The sequence below is a fragment of the Planktotalea sp. genome (assembly GCF_039984035.1).
GTDB lineage: Bacteria > Pseudomonadota > Alphaproteobacteria > Rhodobacterales > Rhodobacteraceae > Planktotalea.
The window spans coordinates 1-11,335 of sequence record NZ_JBDWVM010000407.1; the positions used below are offsets into that span (position 1 = coordinate 1).

11 protein-coding genes, 1 tRNA gene and 1 pseudogene are annotated in these 11,335 nt (G+C 53.9%); 7 read left to right on the forward strand and 6 right to left on the reverse strand.

All coding sequences use genetic code 11. The features are described 5' to 3' along the window. The 3 genes and pseudogenes from lysK to ABJQ89_RS17750 all read left to right on the forward strand — a co-directional run. Window positions 1-393, forward strand: a pseudogene (gene lysK / locus ABJQ89_RS17740) (lysine--tRNA ligase); the annotation flags it as partial. 61 nt (window positions 394-454) lie between these two features. Next, on the forward strand, window positions 455-874 hold the full coding sequence (locus ABJQ89_RS17745) for a DUF4864 domain-containing protein (RefSeq protein WP_348497487.1): 420 nt from the start codon (window positions 455-457) through the stop codon (window positions 872-874). A gap of 113 nt (window positions 875-987) precedes the next feature. Further along, window positions 988-3,324, forward strand: coding sequence for a glycosyl hydrolase family 28-related protein (locus tag ABJQ89_RS17750; protein WP_348497488.1), 2,337 nt, complete (start codon window positions 988-990; stop codon window positions 3,322-3,324). Window positions 3,325-3,326: 2 nt separating this feature from the next. Here ABJQ89_RS17750 and ABJQ89_RS17755 read toward each other — a convergent pair whose 3' ends face one another. After that, window positions 3,327-4,004 carry a hypothetical protein gene (locus tag ABJQ89_RS17755; RefSeq protein WP_348497489.1) on the reverse strand — a complete coding sequence of 226 codons (678 nt, stop codon included), beginning with the start codon at window positions 4,002-4,004 and terminating at the stop codon, window positions 3,327-3,329. A gap of 120 nt (window positions 4,005-4,124) precedes the next feature. Between ABJQ89_RS17755 and ABJQ89_RS17760 the strand changes: the two genes are divergently transcribed. Together ABJQ89_RS17760 and ABJQ89_RS17765 are read left to right on the forward strand one after the other, a co-directional pair. Next, a complete protein-coding gene (locus tag ABJQ89_RS17760) occupies window positions 4,125-4,967 on the forward strand; it encodes a DUF6206 family protein (protein ID WP_348497490.1) in 843 nt (280 codons plus the stop codon). Between the two features lie 66 nt (window positions 4,968-5,033). Continuing rightward, window positions 5,034-5,309, forward strand: coding sequence for an I78 family peptidase inhibitor (locus ABJQ89_RS17765; protein WP_348497491.1), 276 nt, complete (start codon window positions 5,034-5,036; stop codon window positions 5,307-5,309). Window positions 5,310-5,361: 52 nt separating this feature from the next. Here ABJQ89_RS17765 and ABJQ89_RS17770 read toward each other — a convergent pair whose 3' ends face one another. After that, on the reverse strand, window positions 5,362-5,982 hold the full coding sequence (locus ABJQ89_RS17770; protein ID WP_348497492.1) for a hypothetical protein: 621 nt from the start codon (window positions 5,980-5,982) through the stop codon (window positions 5,362-5,364). Between the two features lie 51 nt (window positions 5,983-6,033). Further along, entirely contained in the window at window positions 6,034-8,235 is a 2,202-nt protein-coding gene (gene uvrB, locus ABJQ89_RS17775) for an excinuclease ABC subunit UvrB (RefSeq protein WP_348497493.1), read from the reverse strand. A gap of 176 nt (window positions 8,236-8,411) precedes the next feature. Here uvrB and ABJQ89_RS17780 point away from each other — a divergent pair, with 176 nt between their 5' ends. Next, window positions 8,412-8,723: an ETC complex I subunit gene (locus ABJQ89_RS17780; protein WP_348497494.1), complete on the forward strand. Its 312-nt coding sequence runs from the start codon at window positions 8,412-8,414 to the stop codon at window positions 8,721-8,723. Window positions 8,724-8,855: 132 nt separating this feature from the next. Next, window positions 8,856-9,782 (forward strand): MYG1 family protein, encoded by a 927-nt coding sequence (locus tag ABJQ89_RS17785; RefSeq protein ID WP_348497495.1) that lies wholly within the window; start codon window positions 8,856-8,858, stop codon window positions 9,780-9,782. Window positions 9,783-9,950: 168 nt separating this feature from the next. Here ABJQ89_RS17785 and ABJQ89_RS17790 read toward each other — a convergent pair. From ABJQ89_RS17790 to ABJQ89_RS17800, 3 genes are all read right to left on the reverse strand, one after another. Continuing rightward, window positions 9,951-10,025, reverse strand: a tRNA-Gly gene (locus tag ABJQ89_RS17790). An 84-nt stretch (window positions 10,026-10,109) separates the two neighbouring features. Continuing rightward, window positions 10,110-10,496: an MAPEG family protein gene (locus ABJQ89_RS17795; protein WP_348497496.1), complete on the reverse strand. Its 387-nt coding sequence runs from the start codon at window positions 10,494-10,496 to the stop codon at window positions 10,110-10,112. A 141-nt stretch (window positions 10,497-10,637) separates the two neighbouring features. Continuing rightward, window positions 10,638-11,335: biotin/lipoyl-containing protein (locus tag ABJQ89_RS17800; RefSeq protein ID WP_348497497.1), on the reverse strand; the 698-nt coding region annotated here is incomplete at its 5' end.

Sequence of the window (11,335 nt, forward strand, 5' to 3'; positions counted from 1 at the left end):
TGGGGCTTTATCCAACGCTATGCGCCTGAGGCGAGCGCGGAAACGAACCCTGATATGGATCAGGCGGCTGGATTTGCGGTGCGTTACTACAATGATTTTGTGAAACCTGCGAAGGTGTTCCGTGCGCCAACTGATCTAGAGCGTGAAGCATTAGAAGAGCTGCGCGATGGCTTGAAGGCTTGGGACAAAGGTCTAGATGCAGAAGAGTTGCAGAGCCTTGTGTTTGCCTGCGGTCGCGAGCGGTTTGATCCGCTGCGTGGCTGGTTCACAGCGCTTTATGAAGTGCTGCTTGGCGCGAGCCAAGGACCGCGGTTTGGTGGCTTTATCGCGCTTTACGGTGTGGACGAAACAGTGGCCTTGATCGATCGCGCACTGGCGGGTGAATTGGTCTAAATTTGACTTGAAGACCCTATGAATTAGCTTCCTTCCATATAACCTGTGGAGGGAGGCGACGATGTTGAAGCGATTTCTAGCAGTTCTAAGTGTCTTGAGCGCATTAGTTGTTGGCGGCACATTGCATGCTGACGACGCTGCAAAACCTGCAATCACCAATACAATTCAGAGCCAACTAGATGCGTTGATCCTTGATGATTTTGATCAAGCCTTCACATACGCGAGCCCGATGATCCAAGGGATGTTTGGAACGCCGCAGAACTTTGGCACTATGGTCTCTCGTGGCTATCCGATGGTGCATCGCCCCGCTGACGTCAGCTTTTTGGATTTGCGCAGCATAGGCGGGCGCCTCTACCAAAAGGTGCAGATTAGCGACGTTGAAGGTCGAATCCATCATTTGGACTATGAGATGATCCAAAGTCCCAATGGTTGGAAAATCAATGGCGTTCAACTTTTGAAAACGCCGCAGGTTTCCGTCTAACCCCTAAAAACAAGAGGTATGAGACGCACCGTTACGGTGGTGTCGGGCAACCTTAACTTTTCTTATGCACCCTTTCGCACTCGCTCGGTCTGATTGTCAGGCTTGGAGCGCGGTTGAAATGGGCTCGCGCGATGCGGCCCTTGGCGGAAGAGGTAAACTTCATGAACAAGGCGATCACCGAAGGCGTGGTTTTCATGCCCCCCGTTTTTGCGAATGGCTTAACTGATTGGGCGCGGGGCGATGGTACGCCAGGCTCGGATACCTATGACGGTACGGTTACCGCAGCTTTTGTCGCGGCTGATCAGGATTTTGGTGGCTGTCTGGAAATTGTGAAAACGGACGCGACCCAGAAGCTGCGCTATATGGGTGAAACGCCCATGTTCCCCGGGTGCTATTTGCGTATCACGGCGCGCGTTAAGGCCGTTAGTGGCCCGTTACCTACGGTGCGTATTGCGGGTTGGGCAGGCGGCGCTGGGGACGCGCATGTGACGGGGCTCACTGAAATCGGTCCCGAAGTCGCGCTAACAAACTACGGCGAAATAGTTGAAATCAGCGCGATTGTTGGCGCAGGTGATCGTACAGGCGTCGATATGGTTTGGGGCCTTGCGCCGCTCTACGGCCATTTCGGTCTCGATCTGACTGGGTCCAACGGCGCTGTTGTGCGCATTGATGACATCGAAATTGAAGATATCACCAGCGTGTTTTTGCGTGATTTGATCAACCATGTCGATGTGCGTGATTATGGTGCGATCGGGGATGGGGTTACGGATGATCACGCGGCCTTTGTAGCGGCAGAAGCTGCTGCGGATGGGCGGAAAATTTTTGTGCCTTCAGGAACATACTTCATCGGCTCTTCGCTCACCTTGAATGAACGTGTTGAGTTTGAGGGCAAGTTAGAGATGGATGCGCTTAGCATTCTTGCGCTGACGAAGGATTACGATCTTCCGAAGTATATTGATGCATTCGGCGGCGACGAAGAACTCGCGTTCCGTAAGGCGTTTCAAGCGTTGCTCAACAACGCGGATCACGAGACTTTGGATATGGGCGGTCGACGGGTTACGATCTCGGAGCCGCTTGATCTACAAGCCATTGAGGGCACGCGTACCAGCTTTGCGCAGCGCCGTATCATCCGAAACGGTCAGCTCTATGTGTCCGATGGGACAGCTTGGGATCCCGATGTTGTCACCTCTGATGCAAGCTATGACGCTTCAGACGACAACGTGCTCTATGACGTAAGCAACATCGCCAATATTCAAATCGGTTCTTTGGTTGAGGGCACGGGTGTCGGGCGCGAAGTGTATGTGCGCGAAGTGGACATTGCGACAAGCCGGATCACTTTGTCGACGCCGCTATATGACGCTGAAGGCCGCCAGACGTTTACCTTTAGACGTTTCAAGTATGTCTTGGATTTCAGCGGCTTTTCGGTCCTGTCTCAGTTCATTCTGCTTGATCTTGAAATTCTCTGCCGTGGCTATGCATCAGGCGTTATGATCGCGCGCTCTGGTGTCGCGTTTGCGATGAAGAATTGCTTTATCAACCGCCCCTCGCATCGCGGGCTTACGTCGATTGGCGCTGGGTGTCAGGGTATGTTTGTTGAAGGGTGTCAGTTTATCACCGATGAAGGTGGCACAGATGCTCAGCTACGCACGTCTGTCGGTATGAATGCCAACGCGAATGACGTCAAAATCCGTAATAACCGAGCTAGCCAATTCCGACACTTCGCAGTGCTCGGGGGGCAGAACTATCTTATGTCTGGCAACCATGTGTTCCAAGGCGACAGTAATTCTGGCGGTCCTCGTTTGGGAGGCTTTGTGTTCACGCGCACCAATGTGGATCACTCGTTCACATCAAACTACGTCGACAATTGTTCCGTAGAATGGACCAATGAATCGTCGTCCACGCCAACGAACACTGGCGGCTTTTCGTTCTCAGGCATGTCGATCACAAACAACGTCTTTTTGTGCAGCGATGTTGCGCCGACGTTTGGCTTTGTTGTGATCAAACCTTATGGTTCGGGCCATGTGATACGGGGACTGGTCATCACTGGGAACTCGTTCCGATCCACGAAAGGAACGATCGAACGTGTTGATCGCGTCGATACGAGCTTTGCGTCGCTCAACGTCGACTCGGCTTTTCAAATCGACGTGTCTGGGAATGTTTTCCTCAACGTAGAAGAGCATGCACAGAACCCGAAAACTGTCGAATTCACACAAAGCAGCCACTCAAACACGTGGTCGGTGTCTTTTGAAGATCTATTGCCCTTTGGCGGACGTCCACGTTTCGTGACGGGACTGGTGCACAAAGGCAAGATCAAGACGGCGGCGAATGTGGCCCAATACGATGCGCCTTATGTCAGCCCTGAACAAGGAAGCGGCGGCCAGATCGTGGAAATCGAATGGGAGAAGGATGTTGCTGGCACTGTCGTGATGACAGCGCGCATGGACGACTAGGTTTAAAATTCTTGCCAGACCCCGAGCTTGAGCGCGGGGTCTGAGCCACTGTCTAGGTTAAACGAAACCCCGATATCGATGTGCCGTTTTGCATCGATTTGATAAGCGTAGGATGGGGTGAATGTATATGTGCTGTCGCCCGTTGCGGAGCGATGCATCGATAGCAGCCCCATCGCTTTTCCCTTTGGTAAATTCACACCTAAAGTCGCATCTATAGAGCGCGTCGTCGCGCGGGATGAAGGCACGACGAGCATATGCGCATCCAAAGACATCCAGCCAGAGCGCGAGAAAAGGGAGATGCCCTTTCCATACGAACCGCCGATCCGCACGACCGGTTCCCCCAAATATTTTCCCGCGCCAACATCGAATGCAAACTGATGTGCAGCACTCGGTGCACTTAGGGAATATCGAAAGAAGCCGATGGCTTTTAAGCGATTAGGGCGCGTTGCATCCGGACTTCCAACATCAAGCCCAAAGGTCAATCGCTTGCTTAACCCGTATTCTGCATAAATCCCGCCGTAAATATCAGGGAGTTCGAGTGGGCGGCCATCGGGCCATGTTAGACTGCTGCTGTAGGACAGAAACACCTTGCCCTTGCCTCGCGGCCAAGCGCCCGCGCTTGTTTGCTCTGTCAGCAAAGCCAGTGACGCTAAGCAAAAGAATAGGTCTTTGCATCTCATTCGTTTCACCACCTTTCAAAAGCCTGCACCCAACGTTCTAAAGAATTGGTTAACGGGCGCGGGGAGGTTCTGGTCTTACTCCGCGCTGCGCTGTATGTGAGGGGTAACAAAGGGGGCCGCATGGGCGACACGACAGAACTCGAACGTTTGATCAAAGCGGACAGTGCCGAGCGCGGGCAGGCGATTAGCAAACTCGGTTATTTCTGCGCGCCGTTTCGCCCGACGTCAGGCCCTTTGTCGGATAAGGTGATCAAGGTTTATCGCGGCTTGCGTAATGTTGCCGAGCTTGAGCGATTGGCCCAATGTCATGATGACTATGTTGCGGCCCTTGCTTTGACGGGCGTTGATCTGCCGCAAACCGAATTTCATTTGCTAGATATCGACGGCGTGCGCATTCCGGTGATTGTACAAGAAGCCCTGCCAGCCGATAGCATGATGCGCCCGCAGATCATCGCCGCCGATCTAAACGGCGCGGTTGAAATGATGGAAGCCGCAGGCCAAGTGATCGCAACCTTCTGGAACAATGCAGATAAGGTTGAGGGCCGCGTTGGATTTCATCCTTCAATCCGCAATTTCGCCTATCTCGATGGGCAGGCGCTGTTCTTTGATACCTTCCCACCGCTGATCCACTATACGCGCGATGAAATGGGCAAGATGTTGCTAACCTTCTCTGACAAACGTTTGATGCGTTGGGTTGGACCATTCCTGCAAAATAAGGTCACAGGCATTCAAGATGAATGGTATTCAGCGCCAGAGACGCTGGTCGGCCTTGTGGGCAGTGCTTGCCGCTTGCGCCCGAACGACAGTGATGCTTTTCTAGAGTGGGGACAGGACTTTGCCCGCCGCGCCATGCCGCGCTGGGCAGTAGAAGCGATCCCTGAAATGAAAGCGCCGCCGAAATTGCCTGCCTATTGGACAGGGTTTCGCAAAGTCTTGGGATTGCAGGGTGAACCAAATGTATAAAGTGATGATATTGATTGCAGCCGCGTTTGCGCTTTGCGCTTGCGGCGTACCTTTGGTGCCGGGCGTATGATGCGGTTTGTGTATCTTGCCGCGCTTCCAGTGCTTGCCGCTTGTGTCCCAGCAGAGCAATCGCAACCCGTTGCAGGCAGTGGTCCTGAAACCTGCCCTGCCTCAGAGTATAGCGCTCTGATCGGCACGAACATCAATGCTGCCAACCTGCCGCTTTCCGTAGTTTATCGCACGATTTGGCCCGGTGATCTGGTGACAGAGGATTTCATTCCCGATCGCATGAATGTTGCCGTGAACGACGACGGCATCGTGCAAGGCCTGACCTGCGGGTAAGGTGCGTGAGACCACGCACCCTACGTTAAAGGCGCGCTAAAATTCCAAATGTTCAATACTGGCGCGAGGCGCAGGACACTGTTTGCCATGCAGCAGCCTCGTCGCGCATCTGATCTTTGATGTCTTGAGGGATTTTGCCTGCGCCAAGAACGATCGATCCAGCTGCCGTATCATCCGTTTTATGAACGTCAATGCAGGCAGTCGCCGCGTCTGCTTCGGCACCTGCTTCGTTTTCTTTTAACCTTACGAACTCAAAACAAATGGAGATTACGTTGATTTGCGGCGTCTTACAGGCACTTGTCGGCGCATCCATTGCCAAGAGTTTGCCCCCCGCATAAGTGCGAATTTGAAGATCAAACCCTTTTGATTTTGCAGGTTTCGACACGATTTTTCCAACAGTTGAATGGCGCAATCCGCAAACTGTCTCGCCTTTATTGAGCGACGTCACTTTCATCACCTTGGCCAGTTTTTCACCAATCACGGGCAGCCAGCTTGCATAGTCTCCGAGTTGGTCGATTTCCCCATTGGAGACAGTGCACATCGCAGCGAGCCGGAAATCCGGAGCCACATCCACAGCAAGAAAGCCAAATTGGTCCGTTGATTTACTGTAAAAATCGGCGAAAGACGCGGTTGGCATTGCCAGCGCTGTAATCAAAACAAAAGCTTTTTTCATAACGACCTCCCCATTTTTTATTCCCGTATCGCCGATCTTGGACGATTCTGGTTACTTCCGACCTCTCCTCGAACGCACGCCGCCCCGTTGCCCTGGGCGACCCGCTGTGCTGCGGCCAGCCTTCTTTTGCGCATCGCTCACCGCCTCTTCAATCACAGACTGACGCGCCAGCGGATCATCGGACACGGCCAAATCAACCGCTTCCAAGCGTTTGACTTCATCGCGCAAACGCGCGGCTTCTTCGAACTCAAGGTTCTCCGCAGCTTTGCGCATATCTGTGCGCAAGCCATCCAAGACAGCCGCCAAATTCGCACCAGCGAGCGGTTTGTCGACCTTGGCCGTGACGCGGTTCATATCCACGTCGCCCTTGTAGAGCCCTGCCAAGACATCTTCGACGTTCTTCTTCACCGTTGCAGGAGTGATGCCATGCTCTTCGTTGTAAGCGATCTGTTTGGCGCGGCGGCGGTTGGTTTCATCCAGAGCGCGCTCCATCGAGCCTGTGATGCGATCAGCGTACATGATTACGCGCCCCTCGGCGTTCCGCGCGGCGCGACCAATCGTTTGGATCAACGACGTTTCAGAGCGCAAGAAGCCCTCTTTATCCGCGTCCAAAATAGCAACCAATCCACATTCAGGAATGTCCAAACCTTCGCGCAATAGGTTGATCCCGATCAGAACGTCAAATGCGCCAAGGCGGAAATCGCGCAAGATTTCGATCCGCTCAATCGTATCAATATCGCTGTGCATATAGCGCACCTTGATACCTTGCTCATGCATGTATTCGGTCAAATCTTCGGCCATCCGCTTGGTCAACGTCGTGACCAAAGTGCGGAACCCATCTGCCGTGACCTTGCGCACCTCGTCCAGCAAATCGTCAACCTGCATATCTACAGGGCGGATTTCCACCTCTGGATCAAGCAAGCCAGTGGGGCGAATGACCTGCTCGGTGAACACACCGCCCGATTGCTCGAGTTCCCATTTCGAGGGCGTCGCCGAAACAAACACCGATTGCGGGCGCATGGCGTCCCACTCTTCGAACTTCAATGGACGGTTATCCATGCAAGAGGGCAGGCGGAACCCATGTTCCGACAGGGTCATCTTGCGACGGAAGTCGCCCTTATACATCGCGCCGATTTGCGGCACGGAAACATGGCTCTCATCCGCAAAAACAATCGCATTGTCAGGGATGAATTCAAACAGGGTGGGGGGCGGCTCCCCCGGTGCGCGGCCGGTCAGATAGCGCGAATAGTTCTCGATCCCGTTGCACACGCCCGTCGCCTCGAGCATTTCGAGATCGAAATTCGTGCGTTGCTCAAGGCGCTGCGCTTCCAGCAGTTTGCCATCCGCCACCAGTTGATCCAGACGCTGACGCAGTTCTTTTTTGATCTGTACAATCGCTTGCTGCATCGTTGGTTTGGGCGTCACATAGTGAGAGTTCGCATAGACACGAATACGTTCCATCGTGTCTTTCTTTTCACCCGTCAGCGGATCAAATTCCGTAATGTTTTCCAGTTCCTCGCCAAAGAAGGACAGCTTCCAAGCGCGATCCTCAAGGTGGGCTGGGAAAATCTCTAAGCTATCGCCGCGCACACGGAACGAGCCGCGTACAAAGGCCTGATCATTGCGCTTATATTGCTGCGCCACCAGATCGGCCATGACCGCGCGTTGGTCGTATTCCTTGCCGACTTCCAGATCGAGCGTCATCGCCCCATAGGTTTCGACCGAGCCGATACCGTAGATGCAGGAAACTGAGGCAATGATGATCACATCATCGCGCTCCAGCAACGCCCGCGTGGCGGAGTGGCGCATGCGGTCAATCTGCTCGTTAATCTGGCTTTCTTTTTCGATATACGTGTCCGAGCGCGCGACATAGGCTTCGGGTTGATAGTAGTCATAGAAACTGACGAAATATTCGACCGAATTGTCTGGAAAGAAGCCTTTGAATTCCCCAAAAAGCTGCGCCGCGAGGGTTTTATTGGGGGCCAAGATGATCGCAGGGCGCTGGGTCTCTTGAATGATCTTGGCCATGGTAAATGTCTTACCTGTGCCCGTCGCACCCAGTAGAACCTGATCGCGCTCGTTGTTGTGGATCCCTTCGCAGAGTTCGGCAATCGCCGTAGGTTGATCGCCCGCAGGATCAAAATCGGTTTGTATCTGAAAGGCAATGCCACCTTCGAGCTTGGCGCGCTCTTTCACGTCCTCGCTTGGCGCATTCATCAGAACCGGAGAACTGTCAGTATGAACATGGGGCATGGGCGACTCGCTAATAGGGAATGTGGATACATTTGATCGCTTTTTGTTCTTGTTCAAGGGGGCAGGGCCGCAAGCCACGCCGAAAGGCGCGATATTCGCCCGATTTGAATTGTTTTCCTCCTTGCTCAAAGCGGTTGTTTTTTGCCATAACAAACGAGCTTTCAAAGGATTCACACATGCAAGCTCGTATCTACCAACCGTCGCGCAACGCCATGCAATCTGGTCAGGGCAAAACGCACACATGGATTCTGGAATACGTCGCAAGCTCTGCGCGCGAAGTTGACCCGCTGATGGGCTGGACCTCCTCAAATGATACGCAATCCCAAGTGAAGCTGCGCTTTGAAACCAAAGAAGCCGCGCTTGCCTATGCCGAAGCACATGGGATTGAGGCGAGTGTTCGTGAACCCAACAAGCGCAAAGCCAACATTCGCGCGGGTGGCTACGGCGAAAACTTCGCAACCAATCGCCGTGGCGCTTGGACCCACTAATCTCTTTTCGATTAGGTCTAGGCCTGCGTGATAGCGCGCACCTCGATATTCTCGAAAGTCAAATCTGTAGTCATCTCTTAAGCGGCCAATTGGTCGCTTTAATTTTGTCCAAACCGGCGGGAGCCTGCCTCAATGACGATCACCCATCTTATCACCCATTCCGGCGGCTTTCATGCGGATGAACTCCTGTCCTCAGTCATCCTGACGCGCTTGTTTCGAGACGCAGAATTGCTGCGCACGCGGGACAAATCATGGATCACGCCCGCTGCGGATCGCATCATTTACGACGTAGGCGGCGATTTTGATGCAGAAGCGCAAATATTCGATCATCACCAACGTCCAAATCCACTGCGCGAAGACGGGCAACCCTACAGCTCCTTTGGGCTGATCTGGGCCCACTATGGCCGTGACTACCTCATCGCGATGAATGTTCCTGAAAAGGACATCGACGACATCCATGGGTCATTTGATCGTGGCTTTGTTTTACCGGTTGATCTGGTCGACAATGGCGCCGTGAACACCTCAGAGGCAGGCCCGATCTTCTCAGGCATGACATTGCCGGTTCTGCTGGAAAGCTTGAAAACCGTGTTCGATGATCGCGAAGAGGGCGCAGATGACCGCGCGTTCATGGATGCGCTGCCTGTCGCCCGCGCTTTTGTGGAAGCGCAAGTAAAGCGCAAAGCCGCCAAATTGCGCGCAGAGGATATGGTCATGGCTGCAATAAACGCGGCAGGCGAGGGGCGCATCCTGGACTTGCCAATGGGCATGCCGTTTCGCGCGGGCGTGGAAAAGGCGGGCGCGGATCACCTGCTGTTCGTGGTGCATCCAAGGGGCGCAGATTGGACGCTGACAACCATCCGCATCGGCGATGATACATTTGACAATCGCGCGGATCTTCCCGCGGCTTGGGCGGGCCTCACTGACAGCGCATTGGAAGAGGCGAGTGGTGTGATAGGAGCGAAATTCTGTCACAACGGGCTCTTCATCGCAGTGGCCAGCACGCGCGAGGCGATCCTGAAAATGGCTGAAATTGCAGTTGCAGAAGCCCTGCAAGAATAAGGCAGTCTTGCCAGCAAATCCTAGAAATCAACTTCGGAAACGGCCCGCTTCGGCGGGCTTTTTCTTTGCCTGCGCCGAAGAGATAATGCCCAGAAATCAGATGCTTAAAACGACGAAAGGCCTCCCGAAGGAGGCCTTGTCATGTCAGCTGGGGTAAGCTGACCAACTTGGAGCGGGCGAGGCGATTCGAACGCCCGACCCTAACCTTGGCAAGGTTATGCTCTACCCCTGAGCTACGCCCGCACCGTGTTGGTAGGGGGTATTTAGGCCGAGGGCGGGATGGCCGCAAGAGGAAAATTCACTCTTTTTGAAGTTTTTTTCTCTCGTTCAAAATAACCCATAAAACAAAAGCGCGATGGCCGAGAAGGTGAGCATAAAGAGCGTCAAAATCATCCCAGCGCGGCGCGCTTGCATGATTTCGGGGGAGGCTGAAAAACCATAGGCATGCAATGCGCGGCCAATCAAAAGCATCAGGCCAAGAACATGCATGGCTAAGACAGGCACGCCCTGAATTTCCAAGAGCGCCATCAACAAAAGGCCAAGCGGTGCATATTCCGCGCAATTGGCCTGCGCGCGTGCACGGCGCTGCAACTTGCTATGCCCCTCATCCCCAATCGAGACGCGTTTCCCAAGTCGGTATTGAATCACCCGCAGGCTCAACCACAGAAAAATCCCCGTAATCAAAGCTGCATAAATTGACGTCACTGCAAGCATTCTGTCTCTCCAAATAAAAAACGCCCTGCCGAACATGACAGGGCGCCCTTCATCTTTCCAGCTAAACTTCGGAGTGTGAGGCAGCGCCTCACCCCGCGCGTTAGCGCTGATCAAGCGCGCGCGACAGCGCGCTCAATCAAGTTACTCCAGTTCGACCAACAGATCTTTTGCATCGATCTGTGCACCAGCCGTGACATGCACCGCCTTAACAACCGCGTCGCGCTCTGCGTGAATGCCGGTTTCCATCTTCATCGCTTCAATCGTCAGCAACAGATCACCTTCCTTCACCTGAGCGCCTGCTGTGGCAACAACAGAGGCCACAACACCCGGCATCGGCGCACCGATATGACCCTCATTCGCCGGATCCGCCTTAGGACGTGCTGCAGTCGCGGCTTTGACAGAACGGTTCGGCACACGAATAACGCGCGGTTGACCGTTGAGTTCAAAGAAGACCTTCACATCACCATCTTCGAGCGTTTCACCAACCGCTTGCAGACGAATTTCCAGCGTCTTTCCCGGATCGATCTCTGCGGTGATCTCTTCACCAGATTCCATGCCATAGAAGAATGTTCGTGTCGGCAAGGTACGTACTGGGCCGTAGTTGCGATGACGTCCCATGTAATCAAGGAAGACCTTGGGGTACATCAGATAGCCGTTCAAGTCTTCGCCATCCACGTCATGACCCTCAAGGAGCTCTGACAGTTTCGCGCGCTCAGCATCCAGATCGACGGGCGGCAGAGAGGCACCTGGGCGCTCAACATTCGGCTTTTCGCCTTTGAGAACCTTAGACACGATACCTTCAGGGAAGCCGTTGGGTGGCTGGCCCAAGTTGCCGCGCA

Excerpts from the sequence above, each read along its gene's own strand:
- ABJQ89_RS17755 (WP_348497489.1), bottom strand. The coding sequence starts at position 4,004 with ATGAGATGCAAAGACCTATTCTTTTGCTTAGCGTCACTGGCTTTGCTG.
- uvrB (WP_348497493.1), bottom strand. The coding sequence starts at position 8,235 with ATGCCCCATGTTCATACTGACAGTTCTCCGGTTCTGATGAATGCGCCA.
- ABJQ89_RS17785 (WP_348497495.1), top strand. The coding sequence starts at position 8,856 with ATGACGATCACCCATCTTATCACCCATTCCGGCGGCTTTCATGCGGAT.
- ABJQ89_RS17745 (WP_348497487.1), top strand. The coding sequence starts at position 455 with ATGTTGAAGCGATTTCTAGCAGTTCTAAGTGTCTTGAGCGCATTAGTT.
- ABJQ89_RS17760 (WP_348497490.1), top strand. The coding sequence starts at position 4,125 with ATGGGCGACACGACAGAACTCGAACGTTTGATCAAAGCGGACAGTGCC.
- ABJQ89_RS17780 (WP_348497494.1), top strand. The coding sequence starts at position 8,412 with ATGCAAGCTCGTATCTACCAACCGTCGCGCAACGCCATGCAATCTGGT.
- ABJQ89_RS17770 (WP_348497492.1), bottom strand. The coding sequence starts at position 5,982 with ATGAAAAAAGCTTTTGTTTTGATTACAGCGCTGGCAATGCCAACCGCG.
- ABJQ89_RS17765 (WP_348497491.1), top strand. The coding sequence starts at position 5,034 with ATGATGCGGTTTGTGTATCTTGCCGCGCTTCCAGTGCTTGCCGCTTGT.
- ABJQ89_RS17795 (WP_348497496.1), bottom strand. The coding sequence starts at position 10,496 with ATGCTTGCAGTGACGTCAATTTATGCAGCTTTGATTACGGGGATTTTT.